Annotated in this window: 24 protein-coding genes; 5 read left to right on the plus strand and 19 right to left on the minus strand. The window is 72.3% G+C overall.

All coding sequences use genetic code 11. From position 1 onward, the window contains the following. Position 1: 1 nt before the first annotated feature. The 3 genes from ABEB28_RS11380 to ABEB28_RS11390 are packed head-to-tail and all read right to left on the minus strand — an operon-like array spanning position 2 to position 3239. Positions 2 to 910 carry an SGNH/GDSL hydrolase family protein gene (locus ABEB28_RS11380; protein WP_345727995.1) on the minus strand — a complete coding sequence of 303 codons (909 nt, stop codon included), beginning with the start codon at positions 908 to 910 and terminating at the stop codon, positions 2 to 4. Continuing rightward, positions 856 to 2085 (minus strand): glycosyltransferase, encoded by a 1230-nt coding sequence (locus tag ABEB28_RS11385; protein ID WP_345727996.1) that lies wholly within the window; start codon positions 2083 to 2085, stop codon positions 856 to 858. Before ABEB28_RS11385 ends, ABEB28_RS11380 begins: the two co-directional genes overlap by 55 nt. Beyond that, on the minus strand, positions 2082 to 3239 hold the full coding sequence (locus ABEB28_RS11390; protein WP_345727997.1) for a glycosyltransferase family 4 protein: 1158 nt from the start codon (positions 3237 to 3239) through the stop codon (positions 2082 to 2084). Before ABEB28_RS11390 ends, ABEB28_RS11385 begins: the two co-directional genes overlap by 4 nt. Positions 3240 to 3546: 307 nt before the next feature. Here ABEB28_RS11390 and ABEB28_RS11395 point away from each other — a divergent pair, with 307 nt between their 5' ends. Beyond that, positions 3547 to 4254: an MBL fold metallo-hydrolase gene (locus ABEB28_RS11395; protein ID WP_345727998.1), complete on the plus strand. Its 708-nt coding sequence runs from the start codon at positions 3547 to 3549 to the stop codon at positions 4252 to 4254. Between the two features lie 57 nt (positions 4255 to 4311). Here ABEB28_RS11395 and ABEB28_RS11400 read toward each other — a convergent pair whose 3' ends face one another. The 6 genes from ABEB28_RS11400 to egtA all read right to left on the minus strand — a co-directional run bounded on the left by ABEB28_RS11400 (position 4312) and on the right by egtA (position 10496). Beyond that, a complete protein-coding gene (locus tag ABEB28_RS11400; protein ID WP_345727999.1) occupies positions 4312 to 5070 on the minus strand; it encodes an MBL fold metallo-hydrolase in 759 nt (252 codons plus the stop codon). Then, a complete protein-coding gene (gene murI / locus ABEB28_RS11405) occupies positions 5067 to 5879 on the minus strand; it encodes a glutamate racemase (RefSeq protein WP_345728000.1) in 813 nt (270 codons plus the stop codon). The genes ABEB28_RS11400 and murI overlap by 4 nt, the downstream gene beginning before the upstream one ends. Before the next feature lie 175 nt (positions 5880 to 6054). Further along, positions 6055 to 7041: an L-histidine N(alpha)-methyltransferase gene (egtD, locus tag ABEB28_RS11410; protein WP_345728001.1), complete on the minus strand. Its 987-nt coding sequence runs from the start codon at positions 7039 to 7041 to the stop codon at positions 6055 to 6057. Beyond that, positions 7038 to 7796 carry an ergothioneine biosynthesis protein EgtC gene (gene egtC / locus ABEB28_RS11415; protein WP_345728002.1) on the minus strand — a complete coding sequence of 253 codons (759 nt, stop codon included), beginning with the start codon at positions 7794 to 7796 and terminating at the stop codon, positions 7038 to 7040. Before egtC ends, egtD begins: the two co-directional genes overlap by 4 nt. Beyond that, complete coding sequence (gene egtB / locus ABEB28_RS11420; protein ID WP_345728003.1) at positions 7789 to 9126, minus strand: ergothioneine biosynthesis protein EgtB; 1338 nt, start codon at positions 9124 to 9126, stop codon at positions 7789 to 7791. Before egtB ends, egtC begins: the two co-directional genes overlap by 8 nt. After that, the gene (gene egtA, locus ABEB28_RS11425) at positions 9123 to 10496 is read right to left on the minus strand and encodes an ergothioneine biosynthesis glutamate--cysteine ligase EgtA (RefSeq protein WP_345728004.1); all 1374 of its coding nucleotides are present in this window, start codon (positions 10494 to 10496) and stop codon (positions 9123 to 9125) included. The genes egtB and egtA overlap by 4 nt, the downstream gene beginning before the upstream one ends. Before the next feature lie 442 nt (positions 10497 to 10938). Between egtA and ABEB28_RS11430 the strand changes: the two genes are divergently transcribed. Further along, positions 10939 to 12651 carry a substrate-binding and VWA domain-containing protein gene (locus tag ABEB28_RS11430; protein ID WP_345728005.1) on the plus strand — a complete coding sequence of 571 codons (1713 nt, stop codon included), beginning with the start codon at positions 10939 to 10941 and terminating at the stop codon, positions 12649 to 12651. Between the two features lie 53 nt (positions 12652 to 12704). Here the strand turns inward: ABEB28_RS11430 and ABEB28_RS11435 are convergent, their stop codons facing one another. Then, positions 12705 to 13493 (minus strand): ABC transporter permease, encoded by a 789-nt coding sequence (locus ABEB28_RS11435; protein WP_345728006.1) that lies wholly within the window; start codon positions 13491 to 13493, stop codon positions 12705 to 12707. After that, the gene (locus ABEB28_RS11440) at positions 13490 to 14386 is read right to left on the minus strand and encodes an ABC transporter ATP-binding protein (protein ID WP_345728007.1); all 897 of its coding nucleotides are present in this window, start codon (positions 14384 to 14386) and stop codon (positions 13490 to 13492) included. The genes ABEB28_RS11435 and ABEB28_RS11440 overlap by 4 nt, the downstream gene beginning before the upstream one ends. Positions 14387 to 14514: 128 nt before the next feature. On the opposite strand from ABEB28_RS11440, the gene ABEB28_RS11445 reads away from it, so the two are divergent. Then, complete coding sequence (locus tag ABEB28_RS11445; protein WP_345728008.1) at positions 14515 to 15765, plus strand: sensor histidine kinase; 1251 nt, start codon at positions 14515 to 14517, stop codon at positions 15763 to 15765. Positions 15766 to 15981: 216 nt separating this feature from the next. Beyond that, entirely contained in the window at positions 15982 to 16575 is a 594-nt protein-coding gene (locus tag ABEB28_RS11450) for a response regulator (RefSeq protein ID WP_345728009.1), read from the plus strand. On the opposite strand, the gene thiE is transcribed toward ABEB28_RS11450, so the two are convergent. From thiE to ABEB28_RS11485, 7 genes are all read right to left on the minus strand, one after another. Beyond that, on the minus strand, positions 16549 to 17223 hold the full coding sequence (gene thiE / locus ABEB28_RS11455) for a thiamine phosphate synthase (protein ID WP_345728010.1): 675 nt from the start codon (positions 17221 to 17223) through the stop codon (positions 16549 to 16551). The two genes, ABEB28_RS11450 and thiE, sit on opposite strands and share 27 nt — an antisense overlap. Next, entirely contained in the window at positions 17220 to 17990 is a 771-nt protein-coding gene (gene thiG / locus ABEB28_RS11460) for a thiazole synthase (protein WP_345728011.1), read from the minus strand. The genes thiE and thiG overlap by 4 nt, the downstream gene beginning before the upstream one ends. Before the next feature lie 4 nt (positions 17991 to 17994). Beyond that, entirely contained in the window at positions 17995 to 18210 is a 216-nt protein-coding gene (gene thiS / locus ABEB28_RS11465; protein WP_345728012.1) for a sulfur carrier protein ThiS, read from the minus strand. Further along, a complete protein-coding gene (gene thiO / locus ABEB28_RS11470) occupies positions 18207 to 19334 on the minus strand; it encodes a glycine oxidase ThiO (RefSeq protein ID WP_345728013.1) in 1128 nt (375 codons plus the stop codon). Before thiO ends, thiS begins: the two co-directional genes overlap by 4 nt. Further along, on the minus strand, positions 19331 to 20182 hold the full coding sequence (thiD, locus tag ABEB28_RS11475) for a bifunctional hydroxymethylpyrimidine kinase/phosphomethylpyrimidine kinase (protein ID WP_345728014.1): 852 nt from the start codon (positions 20180 to 20182) through the stop codon (positions 19331 to 19333). The genes thiO and thiD overlap by 4 nt, the downstream gene beginning before the upstream one ends. Continuing rightward, a complete protein-coding gene (thiC, locus tag ABEB28_RS11480; protein WP_345728015.1) occupies positions 20179 to 21831 on the minus strand; it encodes a phosphomethylpyrimidine synthase ThiC in 1653 nt (550 codons plus the stop codon). The genes thiD and thiC overlap by 4 nt, the downstream gene beginning before the upstream one ends. 253 nt (positions 21832 to 22084) lie before the next feature. Further along, positions 22085 to 23254 (minus strand): MFS transporter, encoded by a 1170-nt coding sequence (locus tag ABEB28_RS11485; RefSeq protein ID WP_345728016.1) that lies wholly within the window; start codon positions 23252 to 23254, stop codon positions 22085 to 22087. Between the two features lie 133 nt (positions 23255 to 23387). Between ABEB28_RS11485 and ABEB28_RS11490 the strand changes: the two genes are divergently transcribed. Continuing rightward, entirely contained in the window at positions 23388 to 24140 is a 753-nt protein-coding gene (locus ABEB28_RS11490; RefSeq protein ID WP_345728017.1) for a YqjF family protein, read from the plus strand. On the opposite strand, the gene ABEB28_RS11495 is transcribed toward ABEB28_RS11490, so the two are convergent. After that, entirely contained in the window at positions 24117 to 25067 is a 951-nt protein-coding gene (locus ABEB28_RS11495; RefSeq protein WP_345728018.1) for a PLP-dependent cysteine synthase family protein, read from the minus strand. The genes ABEB28_RS11490 and ABEB28_RS11495 overlap by 24 nt on opposite strands. Positions 25068 to 25137 lie beyond the last annotated feature (70 nt).

Raw genomic sequence — 25137 nt, forward strand, 5'->3', positions numbered from 1 at the left:
CCTATCCCCCTCTGCGACCCCGTCGACGCGGGCGGATCGCCGCCCAGAACTCACGCGCCGCCAAACCCGCCAGGTACGGCACCAGGTCGGTGCCCCGATCGATGACCCAGCCGGTGCCCTTGGTCGCCAGCCACCAGACGTGCTCGAACGGACGCGTCGCCCGGCCACCGCTCGGCTCGGCCGACGGCATCCGCGGTACCGGGACACCACGGGCGGCGAGCGCTCCGGCGAACTCCCTGGCCATCACGCGGTGCCCGCGCTCGTTCGGGTGGAGTCGGTCGACGTGCCAGGCCGAACGGTCGGCGACGGCCGGGTGGCCGGCCAGGTCCACGTGGACGGTGCGGTGCCGGTCGGCCACCGCCTGGACGGCCGTGTTCAGGTCGTCGGTGCGGCGGCCGAGCGGGCGACGGAGCGCACCGGGCAGGCGCAGCATCCGGCCGGGGTCGGGCATGCGCGCGGTGAGCACGATCGCACCGGACGCGCACAGCGAGCCGACGACGCGGTCCAGCCGGTCTTCGATCTGAGCCGGGTCGAACCCAGGGCGCAGGACGTCGTTGACGCCGACGACCACGCTCGCCACCGTCGGCGCGAGACGTAACGCGGACGGCAGCTGCTCGTCGAGGACCCTGGCGGTGGTGGCTCCGCTGCTCGCGTAGTTGACGAACTCGACGCCCGGCCGCACGAGTGACATCGTGGGCGCGCCGACGGCCGACGCCTCCGCACCCGCTGCGAGCGGCAGGGACACCAGCGGCGGCGCGCGCCTCACGTCCGCCGAAGGCTGTTCGAACGCCTCGGCGAGCAACGCCGCCCACCCGCGCCAGCCACCGCCGGGCAGCGGATCACCCAAGCCCTCGGTCACCGAATCCCCGAGCGCCGCGAAGCGGACGCTCGCACGGTCGATCCCGGCCACGAGGCCACCTCCTCGAACGTCTCCAACGGCTCCAGGTTGTGCGCGGCGAGCATCCCGCTCACCGCCGTCGGCCAGTCGAAACGCTGCGCGCGCTGCCGCGCGGCCGACCGCCGGTCCGCCTCCGGACGCGCAGCCAGCTCCAGCACCGCCTCCGCGAACCGGATGCCTGCCGTGCCGGAGCTCGCAGTTCCCGGCACCGCGACCCCGGCGTCACCGATCACCTCACCGAGCGCGCCGTCCCCGGCCGCGACCACCGGCGTTCCGCAGGCCATCGCCTCCAGCGCGGCCAGCCCGAACGTCTCCGCCGGGCCGGGGGCGAGCACGGCGTCCGCGGTCGCCAGCAATCGGGCCACCAGGCCGCGGTCGGGGACGAAGCCCAGGAATCGCACCGGGAGGCCCCGGGCGCGCCGCTCCAGCGCCGGACGCCGCGGCCCGTCGCCGACCACGACGAGCACCGCGGCCACTCCCCGGGCGCGCAGCGCCGCCAGCGCGTCCACCGACCGCTCGACGCGCTTCTCCGGCGACAGTCGGCCACAGTGGACCAGCAGCAGTTCGCTCGGCCGGGCCAGCGTGCCCCGCAGCGCGACGTCGCGCAGCCCCGGGTGGAACCGCGACAGGTCGACGCCGAGCGGCACCTTGACCAGGCCCGCCGCGCCGATCCGGCGGAACTCCCCAGCGGCGAACTCGGTGGTCGCGACCACGGCGTCGAACGACGCGGCGGTGCGCTGGTTCAGCTGGTCGGCGACCCGCCGCGTCGGAGCCCAGGGCGGCAGCGCCATTCCCAGCAGCGCGGTGAGGTTCTCGTGCGACACCATCACCGAGGCGACGCCGTGCCGACGGGCCCAGCCGCCGGTCCAGCGCAGCGTGGTCCGGTCGGAGACTTCCAGGCGGTCCGGACGCAGCTCCTCCAGGAGCGCGGCGAGACGACGGCGGCCGACGACGACCCGGTAGCCGCCCATCCACGGCACGGTGGGGCCGGGCAGCGTGATCACCCGGCCCTGCGGCGTGTCCTCGTCGGTGGCGCGCGGGCCGGGGACGACCAGCACCGGGTGGTGCCCGGCCGCCCGGTAGCCGCGGCCGAGCTCGTGGAGCGCGGTACGCAGCCCGCCCGACCGCGGCCCGACGAAGTTCGCCAGCCGGACGATCGTCGCGGGGCCGGCGCCCGGCTCGATCACGCGGCGCGCTCCACCGGTGTAGTCATCGCCGCTCCACCGGCCACGTCGCGGTAGTGCTCGATCAGCGCGTCGCCGACCGCCGCCCAGCTGCGGCCGGCAACCGCCGCGCGGCCCGCCGCACCGAACTCACGGCGGAGCGCGGCGTCCTCGACCAGTGCACGCACGGCGACCGTCAGCGCGGACGCGTCCTCCGGCGTCACCAGGTAGCCGGTCCGACCGGAGCGGACCAGGTCGACCGGGCCACCGGCCGCGGGGGCGACCACCGGCAGACCGGACGCCATCGCCTCCTGCACGGTCTGGCAGAACGTCTCGTGCGCGCCGGTGTGCACGAACACGTCGAGGCTGGCGAACGCCGTCGCGAGGTCCTCACCGACCAGTTCGCCCAGGAACGTCGCCCGCGGCATCTGTTTCCGCAGCGCGGGGCCGGCCGGTCCGTCACCGATGATGACGACCTCGACGCCGGGCAGGTGCGTGACCGGCTCCAGGAGGTCCACCCGCTTCTCCGGCGCGAGCCGCCCCACATAACCCACCAGCACGTCGTCGGCGCCCCGGAACTCCGCGTCCCGGAATACCGCGTCCCGGAATACCGCCGAGCGCTTGTCCGGGTGGAACCGGACCGCGTCCACTCCGCGGGGCCAGAGGTGGATCGGTCCGATGCCGTGCGCGGCCAGCTCGGTCGCGGTCGCGCTGGACGGCGCCAGTGTCCGCGCGGTCACCCCGTGTACCCGGCGCAGCCAGCGCCAGGCCGCCGCGCGTCCGGCGCCGAGCTTGTAGAACCCGGCGAAGCCCGGCACGTCGGTCTGGTACACCGCGACCGCGGGCACGCCCAGCCGGGCAGCGGCGAACGCTCCCTGCGCGGCGAGCGCGATCGGAGACGCCAGATGCACGACGTCCGGCCGGTGGCGGCGCAGCGCCGCAGTCACCCGCCGGGTCGGCAACCCCACCCGGAAGCTCGGATACCCCGGCAACCCGACGCTCGGCACCCGGACGACCGGGATGTCCGGAAGCGCGCCGCGAGGGGTCCCTGTGCTCTCGGGCGCCACCACGAGCGGTTCGTGCCCTCGGGCGAGCAGATGCTCCACGGTGCGCAGCACCGAGTGGGCGACCCCGTTGACGTCCGGCGGGTACGACTCCGTGATGATCGCGACACGCATACGACTCAGCGTCGCGTGAGAGGCTTTTCCCCTGGTCACTACCGGATGGCCGGGAGTGGAACGAGCGGCCAAGGATGTCCGCACCCCGCGAAGTCGGCTACCTTCGGTGCACCGCGGTCGGCGACCAGGCAGGATGGCCCCACCGGGTTATCGCTGTGATCACCCGGACAGCGGAGGTGACGTGCCAACCGACACGCTCAGGTTGGGTGCCGACCTGACGGTGACTACCTTGTGTGACGCCGCCGGAACGTTTCCCGAACCTCTCGAGGAAGCTTTCCCCGACGCGGGGAACACCGGCCGATGGCCAATGCACGTGCATTGCCACCTGGTCCGGACGCCGACCAGGCTCGTGCTGGTGGACGCCGGCATCGGCCCGGTGTGGGCGCCGGCCGGAGGCTGGTTCGGCCGGCCAGGGCGGCTGCCCGAGGAGCTGGCAGCGCTCGGCGTGGGCCCCGAGGAGATCACCGATGTGATCATCACCCACCTTCATCCCGACCACATCGGCTGGGTGGTGGCCGACGAGGACGACCCGAAGCCGTACTTCTCCAACGCCCGCCACGTGGTGCAGGGCGCGGAGCTGAAGTGGCTGCGGGAGAACGGCGACGAGTGGGACGAGCTGTACGAGTCCCACGTCAAGCCGCTCGTCGACGCGCAGCTGCTGGTGGAGGTCGCCGGAGCGGCGACGCTCGACGAGCGGCTGGACCTGGTGCTCGCGCCCGGCCACACCCCCGGCCACCAGTGCCTGCTGGTCGACGCTCCGGACCGGCCGTTGCTGATCACCGGGGACGCGTTCGTGCACCGCGGCCAGATGACCAGCGCGGGGCTCGCGTACCGGTACGAAGAGGGAACCGACGACGCGGCGAAGACCCGTCGGCGGCTGCTCTCGGTCGCCGCCGAGCGGGGCGTGCTGCTGGCGCCGTGCCACCTGGACGAGGGCGTAGTCCTGGTCGAGAGCGCGAGCGAAGACTCGTTCCGCACCACCGCGATGGCCCGCTGCCCCAACTCGGTGGCCTGACCGCAGGGCGTTGCACATTTTTCGCCCCCACGAGGGACGAGAATGTGCAACGCCCCATCAAACCTCGTACGTCGCGCCTGCGTGGGCCAAGTGGATGGGGCCCGAGTACGCGCTGCGGGCTTCGGCCAGCGTCTTCTGCGGGTCACCCCAGGCCTGCACCAGGTGGGTGAGCACCAGGCTACGGGCCCCGGAGCGGGTGGCGTACTCGCCGGCCTCGCGGCCGGTCAGGTGCAGGTCCGGCGGGTGCGGAACGTCCTCTAAGTAGGACGCCTCGCAGAGGAACAGGTCGACGTCGCGAGCCAGCCCGATCAGGGCCTCGCTCCGGCCGGTGTCGGCCGAGTAGGCGATCGCGCTGTCACCGTGCTCGATCCGCACGCCGAACGTCTCCACCGGGTGGTTGACCCTCGCCGCGACGACCGCAAAAGGGCCGACCGCGAACCGCCCCGGCTGCAGCGTCTTCACGTCGTACACGTCCTCGACGCTGCCGCCGACGTAGTCCTCCGGCCCGTAGATCTGCGCTAGCCGCTCCCCCGCCCCCTCCGGGCCGTACAGCGGCATCGGGCGGTGCTTGCCTGCCGGATCGTACCGGCGGACCACCACGTACGAGCAGGCGTCCAGGATGTGGTCGCAGTGCAGGTGCGAGAGCACGATCGCGTCGACGCCGTGCATGCCCGCCGGATGCCGCTGCAACGCGCCGAGCGCGCCGGTGCCGAAGTCGAGCAGCAGCCGGAAGCCCTCGGCCTCCAGCAGGTACGCGGAGCACGGGGAATCCGGCCCCGGGAAGCTGCCGGCACATCCGAGCACGGAGAGCTTCATCCGGCCACCTCCACTGCCGTAAGGGAGCCCACCACGGCCGCCTCCGGCCCGAGGAACCGACGGCCCAGGCGTGCGAACGGCTCCGGATCGCCGGTCGCCAGGAACTGGTGCTCCGGCGGCCCTACGTCGTCGCCGCGCAGCAGGTCGCGGGCGGTGAGTGCCCGGTAGACGTCCTTCGCGGTCTCGTCCGCGCTCGACACCAGCGTGACTCCGTCCCCCATCACCAGACTGATCACTCCGGTCAACAAGGGGTAGTGTGTGCACCCCAGCACGAGCGTGTCGACCTCGGCACGCTGCAGCGGCTCCAAGTACGCCTGGGTGAGCCCCAGCAGCTGACGCCCGCTGGTGACTCCCCGCTCGACGAACGAGACGAACTCCGGGCACGCAACCGCGGTGACTTCGACGTCCGGCGCCGCGGCGAACATGTCCTGGTACGCGCCGCTGGTGATCGTCGCCCTGGTCCCGATCACGCCGACCCGCCCGTTGCGGGTCGCCGCGACCGCGCGTCGCACCGCCGGGAGCACCACCTCGACCACCGGCACGTCGTAGCGCTCCCTGGCGTCGGCCAGGCAGGCCGCGGACGCGCTGTTGCACGCGATCACCAGCATCTTGACGCGACGGGCGACGAGCTGGTCGAGCGCCTCCAACGCGAAGCGGCGGACCTCGGCGATGGGTCGGGGGCCGTAGGGCACGTGGGCGGTGTCGCCGACGTAGATCAACTGCTCGTTCGGGAGCTGGTCGAGCACGGCACGCGCCACGGTCAGCCCGCCGACCCCGGAGTCGAAAATCCCGATTGGCGCGTCCGTCACGGCGCCGAGCGTACGCGGCAGGGGTGGTGGTCTGTCTGTCCGGAAGCTAACTCGACGGCCAGTGTCATGACCGTCACCTGTTCGAGGCGACGACGGTCACCGCCGTTCGCCGGGGATTCCCCGAAGGCCACCTCTCCGGACGCGCGGAGAGGTGGCCTTCGGTGCGAATCGCTCGCTACGACGCGGTGGCGAGGCTCAGGCCGAATCGCTGGTCGTCGTCGGTCCACCACCGGGTCGGCTCGAAACCCGCGGCGGACAGTTCGGCGGCCACGCCCTCGGGGCGGAACTTCGCGGAGATCTCGGTGCGCACCACCTCGCCGCGCGCGAACTCCACCGTGAGGTCGACGGCGGGAATCCGCACGCGCATCGCGTGCCGGGCCCGCAGCCGCATCTCGATCCACTCCCGCTCGGCGTCCCAGATCGCGACGTGGTCGAACTCCGCCGGCTCGAAGTCGGCGTCCAGTTCGCGGTTGAGCACCCGGAGCACGTTGCGGTTGAACTCGGCGGTGACGCCGGCCGCGTCGTCGTAGGCGGGCACCAGGACGTCCGGCGACTTCACCAGGTCGGTGCCGAGCAGCAGCGTCTCGCCGGGGCGCAGCGCCCCCCGGACGTCGCCCAGGAAGCGCGTCCTGGCGTCCGGCGCCAGGTTGCCGATCGTCCCGCCGAGCAGCACCACCATCCGGTGGCCGGTGGCCGGTAACCGGTCCAGGTGACGCTCGAAGTCGGCGACCACCGCGTGCACCGCGAGGCCGGGGTACTCCCACAGCAGACCGGCCGCGCCGGTGCGCAGCGCGGCGTCCGAGACGTCGACCGGGACGTACGTCCGCAGGCGGTCGGTGGCGCGCAGCGCGTCCACCAGCAGGCGGGTCTTCTCGGCCGAGCCGGCGCCGAGCTCGACCAGCGTGGTCGCGGCCGACACGTCGGCGATCTCGGCGGCGCGGGCCTGCAGGATCGAGCGCTCGGCCCGGGTCGGGTAGTACTCCGGCAGCCGGGTGATCTCGTCGAAGAGCTGGCTGCCGCGGTCGTCGTAGAACCACCGCGGCGGCATCCACTTCGCCGGCGCGGAGAGCCCGGTGACGACGTCCTGGCGCAGCGTGCGCGCGGTGAAGTCCGGCGGCAGGTGGTTCTCGACCACCAGGGTGCTGGCCAGGGTTTGTGTCATCGGGCGGCCTCCGCAGTGAGTTCGAGTGTGTCGACGGTGACGCCGTCGGCGGTGGCGACCAGCAACGACCGGTCGGGGACGTCACGCCACCCGGGCCCGTCATCGGTTGGTTCGGACGCCACGATCACCCCGGCCGGGGACGCGCGGCGCCAGCTGAGCGTGTCGCCCCAGACCGTGGCCACGACCGTGGTGCCGTCGGTGGCGAGCATGTTCAACCGCGCGTCCGGCACGTCCACCGCCGTGACGGTCTCGGCCAACGCGACCGGCAGCGGGACACCGGCCGCCAGTCGCGACCGGGCGTAGGCCCAGAGCAGCGCGGAGTCGGTCGGCGCCTCCAGCCGGACCAGCGCCTCCGGGGGCAGGGCGGCCGCCAGGCCGTGCAGCGACCCGGGCCAGCCGGGTACCGCGCCGTTGTGGCTGAACAACCACTTTCCGGACGCGAACGGCGCGGCCGCCGCCTCGGCGAAGCCCATTCCCTCGGTGCCCGACCGCACCGCCGCGAGCACGGCGCCGGAGCGGACCACCCTGGCCAGGTCGAGCAGGTTGGGATCGCCCCACATCGGGCGGTCACGGCGGTACCGGGCCGGGACGGGGTCGCCGGTCGCGTACCAGCCGACGCCGAACCCGTCGGCGTTCACCGTGCCGTACCGCTGCCGCCGCGGCGCCCACGATTGGCGGAACAGCCCGTGCTCCGGCTCGACCAGGAGTTCCTGCAGCGTCAGCGGGGGGCCGAGGTAGGCCAGGTGCCTACACATCGGCGTCCTCGGGGCGAGCGTTCCGGGCGCAGCGGAAGCCGGCGAAGATCTGCCGCCGGATCGGGTAGTCCCAGTTGCGGAACGTCGTCCGGCAGGCGCTCGGATCGGTGGCCCAGGCGCCGCCGCGCAGCACCTTGTAGTCGCTGCCGAAGAAGACCTCCGAGTACTCCGGGTAGGGGAACATCGCGAACCCGGGGTACGGGGTGAAGTCGCTGGAGGTCCACTCCCAGACGTCCCCGATCAGCCCGCGGACGCCGAGCGGCGAGACGCCGTCCGGATACGCCCCGACCGGTGCCGGCTGGAGGTGCGCGCCGGCGAGGTTCGCGTGCGCGGCGGTCGGGTCGTCGTCGCCCCACGGGTAGCGCAGGCTCCGACCGGTGGCCGGGTCGTACCGGGCTGCCTTCTCCCACTCGGCCTCGGTGGGCAGACGCTTCCCCGCCCAGCGGGCGTAGGCGTCCGCCTCGTACCAGCAGACGTGCTGCACGGGCTCCTGCGGTGGTACCTCTTCGACGTGTCCGAAGCGGGTACGCCGCCAGGTGTCCCCGTCCCGGTGCCAGAACTGCGGTGCGGCCAGCCCTGCGGCCTGCCGGTGGGCCCAGCCGGCCGGCGTCCACCAGCGCTCGTCGTCGTACCCACCGGCCTCGACGAACGCGATGTACTGCGCGTTCGTGACCGGGTCGGCGTCGATCCAGAACGGCTCGACGCCCACCGCGTGGGCCGGCCGTTCGTTGTCGAGCGCCCAGGGCTCGAGGTCGGTGCCCATCAGGAACATGCCGCCGGGGACGTAGACCTCGTCGCTGGCCGGGGCCCGTCCGGGCGGCGGGGCGGGCGCGTCCAGTACCGGGGCGCCGACCCGCAGCTGATGGGTGGCGAGCATCGTCTCCACGTGCTGCTGCTCGTGCTGGACGATCATCCCGAACGCGAACCCGGCCTCGGTGAGCCGGCGGCCCTCCAGCGGCGTCCGCTCCAGGACGTCGAGCACCTTGCGCCTGACCTCGGCCACGTAGGAGCGGGCCTCGTCCGGGCCGAGCAGCGGTAGCGACGGGCGGTCGGCGCGCTTGTGCGCGAATGCGTCGTAGAGGTTGTCGATGTCCTCCCGCACCGGCTCACGGCCACCGACGTCCCGAACCAGCCACAGTTCTTCCTGGTTGCCGATGTGGGCGTAATCCCACACCAGCGGCGACATCAGCGGTGAGTGCTGCCGGACCAGGTCCTCCCGGTCGACGGCGTCGGTGAGCGTGATGCTGCGGTTGCGCGCGCGGTCGAGCTCTTCGGCGATCCGGACCCGCAGCTGTTCGGGAGAGTGGCGAAGCGTTTCGATGGCGGTCATCGGCCCTCCTCCGGGGTGGCGTACGTCTCGTCGGTGGGTCGGTCCAGGTCGTGCGTCCGGGCGAAGTGGTCGAGCTGGTCGTCGGCGGGCGTCCGGCCGCGGAACGTGTAGCGCTCCGCGAACCGGGTGACGCGAGCGATCGTGTCCCGCGGCAGGCCCGCTGCGGCCGCCCCTTCCAGCGCGACCGCGAGGAGCTGCGACGCCGCACGGGCCAGTGCCGGATCGGTGAGACCGTCGCGGGCCGCCCTGGCCCATGCCGTCGGCCAGATGGCTTCGCCGAGCGGCTCGACCGCGGCGAGCGCGGCGTCCCGGCACTTCGACGAGGAGAGCAGCGTCCAGAGGACGGCGGGCGGTACCTGCCAGTCGTCACCCGCCTGCGCGTCGAGGTACCGCACCTCCAGGTAGCCCTTCGCACGCACCGGCGGAAACAGCGTGCTCAGGTGGTACTCGAGGTCAGCGAACGTGGCCGGACGGTCCAGCGCCCCGTCGATCCAGTCGGCGAACGTGACGCCCGGCGGAGCGTCCCAGCGATCGGTCTCGTTCGGCAGGCAGAGCAGGCGGGCGTCGAGCGCGGCGGCCGCGTAGGCCGCGCGCGGGTCACCGGCGATGCCGGACACCTGGGTGCGGCTCGGGTCCAGCCGGATCCAGGCCCGTTGCCGCGCGGAGTACCAGCCGGTGGGTGCTCCCGCGTAGATCGGCGAGTTCGCGAACAGCGCGACGAGCGTCGGCCCGATCGCGTGCAGTGTCCGCCATCGCTCGGCCAGCGCATGGTCGCCGGTCTCGGTACCGACGTCGACCGAGAGCTGCACCGAGGCGGTCGAACCCATCATCAGCCGGCCGGCGGCACCGTCGCGGTCGAAGTACCGCTCCATCGCGGCGTACCGGGCCTTCTCGACCACGCGGGTCGCCGGTCGGTGCGCGTCGATCCCGGAGTGGCCGACGGCGAGACCGGAGCGGGCCAGCGCGGCCCGGAGCACGTCGGCGTCGGTACCGGCGGCGGCCAGGCAGTCGGCGAAAGTGCCCCAAGCCCGGGTGGAGAGTTCGACCTGCCCACCGGGTTCGACGGTGATCGACGAACCGGCGGGGAGGGGGACGCCGAGCGCCGTCGGATCGGCGGTCGGTGCGGTGAGGATGGGAGGGCTCCAGCGTCCGAGTGCGGAGGCGAGCCGCTCTACCGGGATGAGCGCGGTGGGATCGGTCGGGTCGTAGATCAGGCGTTCCAGCTCGATACCGGCCAACCGCGGCGGACCGATCTTGAAACAAATCTTCGCCACGAACGCCTCGGCGTCCGCGCGGGTGTGGATCGGCTCGGCGAGCGGCTCCTGCGCCGCTGTGACCGTGCCGATCGGCCTCGTCGTCGTCTCGGACATGTGTTCCACCTCCGCTGTCGCACTCGGGGAAGCTCCGGGCCGGTCCGCGACCCGACGGACCGGACCGAAGACCGACCCGACTGGCCATGCTCCCTCGGAATCGGCCGACCTGCATCCGGCGCCGCTCGACGCGGAGATGCATACTTCTTGACAAAGAGGGAAAACGGCGCTGCCGTTCGGGCTAGGTCGCCCTCGACAAAAGGGCCGATTCTGGCGGGTTCCGCCGCCCACGCCGCTTCCGAACCCCGCGCTGCGTATGCTCCGCCGTACGTGACGGATGTGATGGACGTTGTTGACACTGACAAGTGTCAACGCAGAACGCGGAGCAATGATGGCTCGCGGTCGACACCGCAGTGCACAAGTCAGCCGACGGTCGGCGGTCGAACGAGTTGCCGGCACCGGACCCTCGCGACGGACCAAAGCGATCGCCCCGTGGGTGATCGTGGCGATCGTTCTGGCAACGGTGGTCAGCGGAACTACTTTCGGTTACCTGTGGGTCACCGCCCGCTGTAGCGGTACGCCGGTCGAGCTGTCGATCGCTGCCTCACCCGACCAGGCTCCGGTCGTGGAGTCCCTGGCCGAGAAGTGGCAGGAGGACGCACCCGAGATCGACGGCCGGTGCGCCGAGATCAGCGTGCGCGCGGTGCAGTCGGCAGAGGTGGCGAGCTCGCTGACGCCGAACTGGAAGGCGGACGCCGAAGACCCGCGGATCGACGTCTGGATGCCGGACTCGAAGGTCTGGATCGACAGCGCCAAGACCCGCCAGGAAGTCCGGGAGATGGTCTCCGGCCCGTCCACCACCGTCGCGCGGTCGCCGGTCGTGATGGCGCTCCCGAAGCCGATGGCCGAAGCACTCGGCTGGCCGGACAAGGTGATCTCCTGGGCCGAGCTGTCCAGGGCTCGGGTCGCCGGTACCACCTGGGCGAAGTTCCAGCACGGCGACTGGGGTCCGCTCAAGATCGGCATCGGCGATCCGCGCGCCTCGTTCGCCGCGCTCGGCACGCTGCTCTCGGTAGCCGACGCGAACGGTGACAACAGCGTCGCCGAGGCCGAGCTGGGCAACGCGCTGGTGCTGGCCCGCGCGTCGACCGTCGAGCTCGCCACCTCCGACGCGTTCCTCAGCAAGATGAGGCAGGTCGTCAACACCGGCGCGCTGAAGGACGCGGGACCGTTCCCAGCGACCGAGGCCCAGGTGGCCGCGTACGACAACGCGAAGCCGAAGGTGGAGCTGGTCGCGATCAACCCGGACGAGGGCACGGTCATCGCGAACTACCAGTTCCTGGTGCTCAAGGCCGACTGGGTCGACTCGGTGCGGCAGAAGGTCGCCGCAGAGTTCCTGAAGTTCCTGCGGGGCGAGGAGAGCAAGAAGGCGTACGGCGCGGCCGGCTTCCGCGACCCGCAGCTCTCGACGCAGTACGCGGTCGGGCTCGACACCGAACTCGGCATGGGCAGCCCGCCCACCTCCACGGCGCGTGAGTTGCCCAAGATCGAGTCGGTCACCCAGACCGTGGGCTACTGGACTGCGCTGCAGCGCAAGGCGAACCTCCTCGCGGTCATCGACAGCTCCGGTTCGATGGAGGAACCGGCGCCGGACGGCAGCGGGACCCGCATGCAGGTCGTCCAGCAGGCGTGTCTGCGGGCCGACTCGCTGTTCAACCCGCAGTCCTACGTCGGCAGCTGGCGGTTCTCCACGAACCTCGACGGCGACAAGGACTACGAGGAGATGGTGCCGATCGGGCCGGTCGGTGGCCGGCTGCCCGACGGCACGCTGCGGAAGGACGCGCTGGACGCGTCGATCTACAACGACCTCGACCCGGAAGGCGCCACCGGGCTCTATGACACGCTGCTCGCCGCGTACCTGTTCATGCAGGAGCACTGGCTCGGCGAGAACCGGCTCAACCTGTTGGTACTGATGACCGACGGCAAGAACGAGGACCCGGACGGCATCTCCCAGGCCGAGCTGATTCAGAAGCTCAAGGCGGCCGCCAACCCGGACAAGCCCATCCAGGTGCTGATCATCGGGTACGGCCCGGATACCGACCTGACCGAGCTCAAGACGATCACGAGCGCGGTGGGCGGTAACGCGTACCCGGCGCGGACCGGCGCGGACATCGAAAAGGTGTTCCTGGCCACCCTGATCGGCAGCGAAGGCTAGATCGGGCACACAAGACCCCCGCGCGGTGCGCGGGGGTCTTGTCGTTCTCCGGCTCACTTCACTTCGTGGTGGAGGACGCGGAGCACACCACCGACGAGCGGCAGCAGCACCCAGAACGCCACCGACACCGCGAGCCGCGTCCAGTCGTCTCCGTGCATCGACGCGGTCAGCAGCGGCTCGGTGGTGGTGCCCAGGTCGAGCCACCCGGCGACGTCCTTCAGCGCGGTCACGGTCGACCCCAGGATCGACCACACCGTCGGGATCACGAAGTACAGGACGATCGCCAGTCCGGACGCGAGCAGCAGCGCCCCGAACGCGACCCCCATCAGCATGTTGACGAGCTGGAACAGCAGCGCGTTGAAGACCGCGCCCACGCTCAGGTCCCAACTCCCGCCGCGGTTCAACAGGTCCGCCGCCAGGTTGCCCAGCACCGCGACGCCCAGCGATGCCACCACCGACAGCACGGTGATCACCACCGCGGCCAGCAGCTTCGCCGTTAACACCCGGTGCCGCCGCGGCACCAGCGCGAACGTGGTCAGCGCGGTGCGCTGGTTCCACTCGCTGGTCACGGCGAGGATGCCCAGCACCGGCAGGAGGATGCTCACCCCGCCGGTGGCGAACGTCAGGAAGTTCTCCAGCGTCCGGGTGTCCGACGGGCCGGCGAAGACCCGCACGGTCACCAGTGCGATCACGATCAACCCGACGCTCGCCAACAGCCAGCGGCCGGCCCGGGTGTCGGCCATTTTGCGCAGTTCGACGCCGGTGAGCCGCCCCATCGACGGCGCCGTGGGCTTCGCCGACTGCTGGGTCAGGTACGAAGGGCTCTCGGCCACTGTGGTCATGCCGCCACCTTCTCGGATTGAGCAGCGGTGAGCTGCAGGAACATCTCCTCCAGGCCGCTTCCGTCGGCCGGGCGGAGCTCGGTGAGGACGACCCCGGCCGCGGCCGCCACGCGGCCCACCGCCTCGGCGTCCGCGTCGACCGAGAAGCCACCGCCCGGGGCGCCGGTCGTCGGCAGACCGGCCGCGTCGAGCGCTGCCCGCAGCGCAGCGGGGTCGGTGGACCGCACGCGGACGCCGGCGGCGCTGAGCAGATCGGCCTTGCTGCCCTGGGCGACGATCCGGCCGCGGCCGATCACGATCAGGTGGTCGGCGATCACCTCGACCTCCCGGAGCAGGTGCGAGGAGAGCAGCACGGTGCCGCCCCGGTCGGCGAACTCGCGGAGCAGGCCGCGCATCCAGAAGATGCCCTCCGGGTCGAGCCCGTTGGCCGGCTCGTCGAGGATCAGCACCGCCGGGTCGCCGAGCAACGCGTGCGCCAGACCGAGCCGCTGCCGCATTCCCAGTGAGTACGCACCCACCCGTCGCCGTGCGGCCTCCGGCGGCAGCCCGACCCGATCGAGCAGCGCCTGCACGTGCTTCCGGTCGACGCCGAGGATCCGAGCCGAGACGGCGAGGACCTCGAAGCCGGTCCGGCCGGCGTGCTGAGCACTCGCGTCGAGCAGCACCCCGACCTCGCGTCCGGGGTTCGGCAGGTCGCGGTAGGGCAACCCGTTGACGGTCGCGCTGCCGTGCGAGGGCGGAGTGAGCCCACAGACCATCCGCAGCGTCGTGGACTTCCCGGCTCCGTTCGGGCCGAGGAAGCCGGTGACGCTACCTGGTTCGCAGCGGAACGAGACGTCGTCCACCGCTTTGTACGCGCCGTACGTCTTGGTCAGTCGGTCAACAGCGATCATGGGACGAGCGTCGCGGTGGACGGCGTCCGGACGCGTCGCCCGGAAGGCTACGGCCGGTGACCGAAGTAGCGTCACCTATCAACTTTGGTCGGTATCCGACCGGCTCGCGACGGTCGTAGCCTGGTTCCATGGGGTCGGCGGTGGACAAGCGTGCGGCGCACGCCGATCCGGCCACCAACGAGGCGATGCTGACGTACCTGGCGGACCGCCCGGAGCCGGACCAGTCACCCCTGCGGCAACGCGCGGTCGACGTGATCTGCGTAGTGGTGTCGGCGGCTCTCCCGGTCGGCTTCTGGATCGCGCTGGCGACCGGCCACACCGAGGTCGAAGAGCCGCTCCAGTGGGTCGACCTGATCATGGCCACGCTCTGTGCCCCACTGGTCTGGTGGCGCCGTCGCTGGCCGACGACGATCTCGGTCGTCGTCTCCGTGTTGGCCACCGTCGCGACACTGGCCAGCATCGCGCAGGGCATCACGCTGCTCACGGTCGCGGTCCACCGACGACCACGCGCGGTGTTCTTCGCCGCGGCGGTGTTCGTCGCGACCGGCGCCATTTACAACGTGGTGCGGCCGAGCCCGGACGTTCCGTACTGGGTCACGTTCCTCATGGTGAATCTGCTCGCCGCCGGTCTGGTGGCCTGGGGAAGCTTCATCAAGGCCCGGCGCGCGCTGATCGCCTCGCTGCGGGACCGAGCCCGCCGCGCCGAGGAGGAGCAGCACCGCCGGGTCGAGCAGGCCCGCCAGTTGGAGCGCACCCGGATCGCCCGCGAGATGCACGACGTCCTCGCTCACCGGATCTCGCTGCTGAGCCTGCACGCCGGCGCCCTGGAGTTCCGCCCGGACGCCCCGCCCGACGAGATCGCGCGCGCCGCCGGCGTCATCCGCACCAGCGCTCACCAGGCCCTCCAGGAGCTGCGCGACGTCATCGGCGTGTTGCGGGCCGACGGCGGTGAGGCCGAGCGCGACCGGCCCCAGCCCACGCTCGGCGACCTGCCCGCGCTGGTGACCGAGGCGCGTCGGGCGGGCGCCACGATCGACCTCGACGTCCGGGTGGACGACCCGGACACGGTGCCGGACATCGTCGGCCGGACCGCCTACCGGGTGGTGCAGGAGGGGCTGACCAACGCCCGTAAGCACGCGCGCGGCGCGGCGGTGCGGGTCACGGTGAGCGGTGACCGGGGGGAAGGGCTGACCGTCGAGGTGCGGAACTGGCTGCCGCTCCGGAGTGCGGTGGTCACTGGTAGCGCCGACCAGATCCCTGGTACCGGCACGGGCATCATCGGGCTCGGCGAGCGGGTCGGCCTCGCCGGTGGGCGCCTGGAGCACGGCCCCTCGACGGCCGGCGACTTCCGCCTGACAGCATGGCTGCCGTGGGATTGAGGGAGTCTCCGAAGTGAGCATCGCAGGGAGTCCTAGCGACCGAGGAGCGGAGCGGAGGAGGCGACCGGGAGACACAGACCGCATGACCCGGGTATTGATCGTGGACGACGACGCGCTGGTGCGCGCCGGCCTGACGATGATCCTGTCCGGCACCGACGACCTGCAGGTGGTCGGCGAGGCGGCGGACGGCACGGAGGTGNGCGCGCCGGCCTGACGATGATCCTGTCCGGCACCGACGACCTGCAGGTGGTCGGCGAGGCGGCGGACGGCACGGAGGTGAACGCCGCGGTCAGCGCGCTGGCGCCGGACGTCGTCCTGATGGACATCCGGATGCCGCGACTGGACGGGCTGGCCGCCACCGAGGCGCTGCGGCGACGTCCGAACCCGCCCGAGGTGATCGTCCTGACGACGTTCGACGCGGACGAGTACATCCTGCGGGCACTGCGGGCCGGGGCCGGCGGCTTCCTGCTCAAGGACACACCGCCGGCCGAGATCGTCCGGGCGATCCGGGCGGTCGCCGACGGGGAGCCGATGCTCTCCCCCACTATCACTCGGCAGCTGATCGCGCACGTCGCCGAGGGCGGCGTCGACGCCAGGAAGGCTCGCGCGGCCGAGTTGCTCGGGCAGCTCAGCCCGCGCGAGCTGGAGGTGGCCGAGGCGGTCGGACGGGGCGCCTCGAACGCCGAGATCGCCGGCGAACTGTTCATGAGCGTGGCCACCGTCAAGGCGCACGTGTCACGGATCCTCACCCGGTTGGGGCTGAACAACCGGGTGCAGCTCGCGTTACTCGCCCATGACGCCGGCTCGTAGTCGCTGTGCCGCCGCCTTCGGGTCCGCGCTGTCGGTGATCGCCCGGACGACGACGACGCGGGACGCGCCGGCCGTTCTGACCGCTTCGAGCCGGGTCTCGTCGATGCCCCCGATCGCGAACCAGGGCCGGTCCGGGGCGGCCCCGGCCACGTGCCGCACCAGGTCGAGACCGGGGGCGGGACGGCCGGGCTTGGTCGGCGTCGGCCAGCACGGACCGGTGCAGAAGTAGTCGACGCCGGGTTCCCAAGCGGCGGCCGCGGCCTGCTCCGGGGAGTGGGTGGAGCGCCCGATCAGGACGTCGTCGCCGACGATGCGGCGTGCCCAGGTCACCGGAAGATCGTCCTGGCCCAGGTGCAGGACGTCGGCGTCGACAGCCAGCGCGACGTCGGCCCGGTCGTTGACCGCGAGCAGCGCACCGTGCCGCTCGCAGGCGGCTTTCAGGATCTCCAGGCGCTGGAGCTCGACGCGCGCCTCGATGCCCTTCTCCCGCAGCTGGACGATGTCGACGCCGCCGGCGAGGGCGGCGTCGACGAACTCGGCGAGGTCGGGGCGGTCGGGCGTGCACAGGTAGAGGCGCGCGTCCGCCAGCCGCGCGCGGCGGCTCCGCCCGGCGTCCACGGTGCGGCCGGACGGCCCGGGGCTGGTCACTCCGGCACCGGGGGCGACGAGGCCTGGGCGTACCAGCGACGCGGCACCCGTCCGGCCCGGTACGCCAACCGTCCGCTCTCCACCGCGAGCCGCATCGCGGTGGCCATCGCGACCGGGTCGCGCGCACCGGTGACGGCCGTCGCGAGCAGCACACCGTCGCAGCCGAGTTCCATCGCCAGCGCGGCGTCGCTGGCGGTGCCGATCCCGGCGTCGAGAATGACCGGCACGGTGGCCTCCTCCACGATCAGCGCGATGTTGTGCGTGTTCCGGATGCCGAGGCCCGACCCGATCGGCGAACCCAGCGGCATCACCGCCGCGCACCCCACCTCGGCCAGCCGCCGAGCCAGGATCGGATCGTCGTTGGTGTACGGCAGCACCGTGAACCCGTCAGCGACCAGCTGCTCCGCTGCGGTGAGCAGTTCGACCGGGTCCGGCAGCAGCGTCCGGTCGTCGGCCACCACCTCGAGTTTCACCCAGTCGGTCTCGAGCGCCTCCCGGCCGAGCCGCGCGGTGAGCACCGCCTCGGCGGCCGTGCGGCATCCCGCCGTGTTCGGGAGCGCCTCGATGCCGCACTCCCGTAAGAGCTGGAAGACGCCCGTGCCGGTCGTGGCATCGACCCGCCGGAGCGCCACCGTCGTCAGCACGGTGCCGGACGCCCGGAGTGCCTCCCCGAGGACGGCGAGGCTGATCGAACCACCGCCGGTACCCATCACGAGCCGGGACGCCAGCGGCTTCCCGGCGATGACCAGTGCATCGGTATACGTCATGGGGCTATCCACCTTGTACCGCCGTGATCACTTCCACGGTGTCGCCGTCGACGAGCTGGGTCCTGGCCCAGCCGCCGCGCGGCACCACCTCTCCGTTCACCGCGACCGCCACGCCCTGCGCGAAGCCGGCCGGGCGTTGCGTCACCTGCTGGACGACCGCGGCAACCGTGACCGACTCCGCGACCTCGACCGGCCGTCCGTTCACCCGCAGCGTCGTCATCGCGTCCCTCCGCCCGTCGGGTGCGCCGCTCGTCGCGTTCCGGACGCGAAGCGGTCCGGGGCGAACGCGCGGACCACCTCCGCGTCCGGAGCTCCCCCAACGCCGGTCACCAATTGCGTGACCAGCGCGGCCGTCAGCGGCGCCAGCAGGATTCCGTTCCGCCCGTGTCCGGTTGCAACCACCGTGTCGTCCGAGATCCACCCCACCAGCGGCGCGCCGTCCGCGCTCATCGGGCGTAACCCGGCCGACGTCTCGGCCAGCGCGTACTCGTCGATCGTCGGCAGCGCTCGGCGGGCGTCGGTGAGCAGCCGGTGGATCCCTCCGGCCGTGACCGTCCGGTCGAAACCGACCTCGTCCTGCGTCGCGCCGACGACGAGTTCGCCGGTGCTCCGCGGCACCAGGTACACGGCCCGACCGTCGACCAGCGCACGGACCGTTCGGGTGAGTACCGGCGTGTGCCGCCCGGCGGTCAGCCGGACGTTCTCCCCACGGGCCGGCCGGACCAGGTCGGCGAGTGCCGGGACCAGGAGTGGCGTCCAGGCGCCCGCGGCGACCACGGTGACGTCGGCGCCGGTCGTCTCCCCGGTTCCCTCGGCGACCACCCGTACCCCGGCGACCGCCACGGCCGCCTGCAGCCCACGCAGCACCGCACGGTTGTCGACGCTGTGGTCGCCCGGCACGCTCAGCCCGCCCCGGACGCCCGGGGCCAAGGCGGGCTCGTAGCGGCGGCACGCCGAGCCGGTCAGCCGCTCGACGTCGATGCCGAGCGTGGCCAGCCGGGCGGCGAGCTCCTCCAGCGCCGCCAGGTCGTCCGCGCTGTACCCCACGACGAGCGTGCCGGTCGTGGTGTATCCGGGGTCGATGCCGGTGTCCGCGAGCTCCGCCGCGAACTGCGGCCAGGCGTCCACCGAGAGGCGGCCGGTGGCGAGCAGGCCCGGCTCGGTCGGGTGCGCTTCGGTGATCGGCGCCAGCATGCCCGCGGCGATCCGGCTCGCACCCTGCTCCGGGTCGAGCTCGACGAGCGTCACGTCCGTCCCCGCCCGCGCGAGCCGCCAGGCACACGACAGCCCGATCACCCCGCCGCCGATCACCGTGACTCGGGTGCGGCGGGCCGAGCCGGTCACGGCGTTGCTCCCGCCCGCGCCGCCACCACCTCGTCGCCCGCGGCCGAGGCACGCACCGGCTCGTCGGCCGGTGGGTGACCGACCGGGCCGTGCCCCGCGCCGACCGAGTAGCTGGTGGCCACCGCGCGGGTGACGTACCGCTTGGCCGCTCGGACCGCGTCCGGCAGCGAGTCGCCACCGGCCAGTCGCGCGGCGGTCGCGGCCGCCAGTGTGTCGCCGCTCCCGTGCGTGTTGCCGGTCTCGATCCGCTCGGCGTCCAACCAGATCTCGGTGACGCCGTCGGTGAGCAGGTCACGGCTGCGCGGCCCGGTGCCGTGCCCACCCTTCACCAGCGCGTGCTCCGCCCCGAGTGCCAGCAGCGCCCGGGCGGCGTCGCGCTGATCCCGGGTGCCGACCAGCAGCTGTGTCTCGTCGAGGTTCGGCGTGACGACGGTCGCCAGCGCGAACAGTCCTCGCAGGGCGTCCAGGGCGTCGGGCTCGAGCAGCGGGTCGCCGTGCATCGACGCGCACACCGGGTCGAGCACCAGCGGGATCGTTCCGCCCCGCCCGATGCCGTGCTGCCGGAACGCGGCGCCGATCGCCTCGATGATCGGCGCCGACGCGAGCATCCCGGTCTTCACGGCGGTGGGCCGCAGGTCCTCGACCACCGCTCCGATCTGGTCCGCGACGATCTGCGGCGGTATCTCGTGGACGCCGGTCACGCCGACCGTGTTCTGCACGGTCACCGCGGTGACGGCGGTGGTGCCGTGGACGCCGAACGCGGCGAACGTGTGCAGGTCGGCTTGGAGACCGGCCCCGCCGCCGGAGTCCGACCCCGCCACGGTGAGCGCGACCGCCGGCCCGCTCACGCGTCCACCACCGGTAGGTAGATCTGCCCGCCCGCGGCCCGGAACTCCGCTGACTTGGCGTCCATGCCCGCTGCCGCCGCGTCCGCATACGTCGTTCGCAGATCGTGGCTGATGCGCATCGAACAGAACTTCGGACCGCACATCGAGCAGAAGTGCGCGGTCTTCGCCGGCGCAGCCGGCAGCGTTTCGTCGTGGTACGACTGGGCGGTCTCCGGGTCCAGCGCCAACGCGAACTGGTCGGCCCAGCGGAACTCGAATCGCGCGTCGGAGAGCTGGTCGTCGTGCGCCTGCGCACCCGGGTGGCCCTTGGCGACGTCGGCCGAGTGCGCCGCGATCTTGTACGCGATCACGCCCGCTTTGACGTCGTCGCGGTCCGGGAGTCCCAGGTGCTCCTTCGGCGTGACGTAACAGAGCATCGCGGTGCCGTGCCAGGCGATCATCGCGGCGCCGATCGCCGACGTGATGTGGTCGTAGCCGGGAGCGACGTCGGTCGCCAACGGGCCGAGCGTGTAGAACGGCGCCTCGTCGCACCACTCCTGCTGGAGCTTCACGTTCTCGGCGATCTTGTCCATCGGCACGTGCCCCGGGCCCTCGATCATCGTCTGGACGCCGTGCGCCTTCGCCACCTGCGTGAGTTCGCCGAGCGTCCGCAGCTCGGCCAGCTGGGCCTCGTCGTTCGCGTCGTAGACCGATCCGGGGCGCAGCCCGTCACCGAGGGAGAACGTGACGTCGTAGTCGCGCAGGATCTCGCAGAGCTCGGCGAAGTGCGTGTAAAGGAAGTTCTCCTGGTGGTGCGCGAGGCACCAGGCAGCGAGGATCGACCCACCGCGGGAGACGATGCCGGTCTTGCGGCCGACGGTCAGCGGGATGTACTCCATCCGGACGCCGGCGTGGACCGTCATGTAGTCGACGCCCTGCTTGCACTGCTCGATCACGACGTCGCGGTAGACGTCCCAGGTCAGCTTCGTCGGGTCACCGTTGACGCGTTCGAGCGCCTGGTAGATCGGGACCGTGCCGATCGGCACCGGAGAGTTCCGCAGGATCCATTCGCGGGTCTCGTGGATGCGGGGGCCGGTGCTCAGGTCCATCACCGTGTCGGCGCCCCAGCGGGTCGCCCAGACCATCTTCTCGACCTCCTCGGCGGGCGAGGAGGTGACGGCCGACGTGCCGATGTTCGCGTTGACCTTCACCAGGAAGCGCTTGCCGATGATCATCGGCTCGCACTCCGGGTGGTTCACGTTCGCCGGTAACACGGCGCGACCGGCGGCGATCTCGTCCCGGACGAGCTCGGCCGGGAGGTGCTCGCGGGCCGCGACGTACGCCATCTCGGTGGTGATCTCGCCGGCCCGGGCGGCCAGGAGCTGGGTCGGGTGGTTGCGTGGCCAGGTCTTCCGGAGTTTCGGAAGCCCGTTGTCGAGGTCGGGGCGGAAGTCGGATTCGGTGTACGGACCGGACGTGTCGTAGCGCTCGACCACCTGGCCGGTGGTCAGTTCGATCTCCCGCGTCGGAACGCGGAGGTCGCCCCGGTAGGCCTTGCGGCTTCCCGGCAGTGGGCCGGTGGAGACGGCTTCTTCCCGCTCGGCGGATCGCTCCGGAGGCGCGTCGGAGCCCTCCGGCCGATTCGGAGCATCAAAAACGGCACGGCTCATGGCGTGCTCCCTTTTCCCTACGCCGGCATTACCCGGTCAGGTTCGAGCGGTCGGCGGCACCGTCCGTTTCGGACAGCCGCCCTCTCAGCCCGCTTTCGGCGCGAGCTCCCGCGTTCAGTGACGCGGCCACCATAACCCGCGGCCCGCGATCCGGAACAGCCCCGTCCGATATACGAGAAGTCATACGTTGATCGCGCAGCGTCACACGCGCGTGCGCGAGGGCGCACACACCCGGTCGGCGGGCTGAAGGTCGTCAGCGTGCGGCAACGCGGTCGGGAAGGTGCACGGAGGGGACGACCGCCACCGCCAGCACCGCCGCGCAGGCAGCGGCCGCGAACGCCACCGGGTAGCCCGCGTGGGTCACGACCGCGCCGAGCACCGGCGCGGTCAGCGCGGCGACCGCGTTCTGGCCGGTGTTGTGGATGCCCAGCGCCCGCCCGGCCCAGCCCGGACCGGCGTACTCGGCCACCGCCGTGAACGACAGCCCGTTCGTCGACACCGACACCACCGCGGCGGCGACCAGCGCGGTCACCGCGATTCCCGGCACCCCGGCGGCGCCGACCGCGAGCAGCGCGACGATCACCCCGGTGACGCCCGCGAGCACCCGCATCGGCCCGGTACGGGTCCCGGCGCGATCCGACCACCAGCCGGCCAGCAGCCGCGCCGCCGCACCGCCGAACGCGGCCACCGCGAGCAGCCGCCCAGCCGACGCCGCGTCCCACCCCTCTGCGTCGACCAGGAAGACCAAGCCGAACGTCGCGACCGCGAACTGCGGGAACACCAGCAACGCCCCGGCGCTGTGCACCCGCCAGAGCACCGGAGTGCGGTAAGGGCTCCCGGCTTCGAACGCTCCGCCCGACTCGACGCGCGCCGGATCGCGCACGACGACCGCGATCAGCACCGCGGTCACCAGGCAGGCGGCAGCCAAGAACAGCAGCGCGGGGGCGCGGTCGGACGCGCTGAGCACCGGCACCTCTACCGCCGCCACCGCGACACCCAGCGGCTGGGCCATCTGGCGGATGCCCATGGCCAGCCCGCGCTCGGCGGCGCCGAACCAGCCCAGGACCAGCCGCCCGCTGGCCGCGTTCACCGAGCCCGCGGCGGCACCGCCGACGACCAGGCAGGCCCCGAGCGCGATCGGGCCGGACACCGCGGCGGCGGCCAGCAGCGCCACGCCCGCCCCGCCCAGCCCCAGCGCGATGACGCGGCGCTCGCCGTACCGGTCGGCCAGCCAGCCCCACACCACCAGCGTCGCGAGCAGCCCGAACGTCGGGCACGCGACCAGGGCGGCGGCCTGCGTCAACGACAGGCCGTCCGCGCGGAGACGCGGAAGCAGGTACGGCAGCCCGTAGAGGAACGCGCAGCCGGCCGTCATTCCGGCCAGGCCCGCCGCCAGCACCACCCATCGCCGCTGTGATTCCATATTTCGAGACTAGTGTCCCACATTGCGGGAACTCCGCCGGGTTCCGGGGATGATGTGGCGGAAGGCTCGTGATAGCGAGCCCGGCGCTACATCATTCCGGCGACAGCCCTCCGCGGCGTGGCACGCTGTAGGCATGGACGCTGAGCCGGTGACGCTCGCAGCACCGCGGCCGATTCGGCGGGCGATCATGACCCAGTGGTGGCGTGACCTGGCCTTCCTGCACTGGCCGGTGGACCCGGCGGTGGTGGCGCCGCTGCTGCCGGCGGGCACGCGTCCGGACACGCTCGACGGGGTGACCTACGTCGGGCTGATCGGCTTCCGGATGGACCGCGTGGGGCTGGGCGTCGGCGTCCCGTACTTCGGTCAGTTCGCGGAGACGAACGTCCGTCTCTACTCGGTCGACGCCGCCGGGCGACGCGGCGTCGTGTTCCGTTCCCTGGACGCGGCGCGACTACTGCCGGTAGTGATCGGGCGGGCGGTGTTCGGGCTGAACTACGTGTGGTCGCGCATGCGTGTCACGCGCGCCCCGGACGGCTCGTACACGTACGCCAGCGTGCGGCGCTGGCCCGACGCGGGGCCCCGCAACGCGTTCACCGTGGTACCGGGCGATCCGGCCCCAGCCGATCCGCTCAACGAGTTCCTGACCGCCCGCTGGGGCCTGCACACCACGCATCGCGGCCGGACGTACTACCTGCCCAACGAGCACCCGGTCTGGCCACTACAGAGCGCGACGCTCACCGACCTCGACGAAACCCTGCTCGCCGCCGCCGGCCTACCCACCCCCGACGGCCCCCCGCCGAGCGTGCTTTTCAGCCCCGGCGTCCCCGTGCGATTCGGCGCGCCCCTAGCGTCCGCGCCGCCATCAAGCCCACAACTGGCCTTCTAGGGCGGCTTCGGCTTCGGCCAAGGTGCCGGCGTAGGCGCCGGTGGAGAGGTACTTCCACCCACCGTCGGCGACGATGAAAACGATGTCGGCGCGCTGCCCGGCCTTCGCCGCGCGGTGCGCGGTCGCCAGCGCCGCGTGCAGGATCGCGCCGGTCGAGATGCCGGCGAAGATCCCCTCCACCTCGATCAGCTGCCGGGTCCGCAGCAGCGCGTCGCGCGGGCCGACCGAGAAGCGGGTGGTCAGCACGCTGGCGTCGTACAGCTCCGGGACGAACCCCTCGTCGATGTTGCGCAGGCCGTACACCAGCTCGCCGTAGCGCGGCTCGGCGGCGACGATCTGGACGTCCGGAACCTTCTCGCGCAAGTACCGCCCGGTACCCATCAGCGTGCCGGTCGTGCCCAGACCCGCGACGAAGTGCGTAATCGTCGGGCAGTCCCGCAGGATCTCCGGCCCGGTCGTCTCGTAGTGCGCACGCGCGTTCGCCGGGTTGCCGTACTGGTAGAGCATCTTCCAGTCGGGGTGCTCCTCGGCCAGCTGCTTCGCCATCGCGACGGCCTGGTTCGAGCCGCCCGCGGCCGGGGACGAGATGATCTCCGCGCCGTACATGCCCAGCAGCTGCCGCCGCTCGATCGACGTGTTCTCCGGCATCACGCAGATCAGCCGGTAGCCCTTGAGCTTCGCCGCCATCGCCAGCGAGATGCCGGTGTTGCCGCTCGTCGGCTCCAGGATCGTGTCGCCGGGACGGAGCCGACCGTCGCGCTCGGCCTCGGTGATCATGTAGAGCGCCGGGCGGTCCTTGACCGAACCGGTCGGGTTGCGGTCCTCGAGCTTCGCCCAGAGGCGGACGTCGTCGCTCGGGGAGAGCCGCGGCAAACCGACCAGGGGCGTGTCACCGAGCGCGTCGAGCAGTGAGTCGTACCGGGCCATGGTCGGTCTCCTTCTCTACCGGGTCTACCGCGGACCCGGGCCTCACACCGAGGCCCGGGTCACTCACGGG

It is taken from the genome of Cryptosporangium minutisporangium, from assembly GCF_039536245.1.
In the GTDB taxonomy this organism is placed as follows: domain Bacteria; phylum Actinomycetota; class Actinomycetes; order Mycobacteriales; family Cryptosporangiaceae; genus Cryptosporangium; species Cryptosporangium minutisporangium.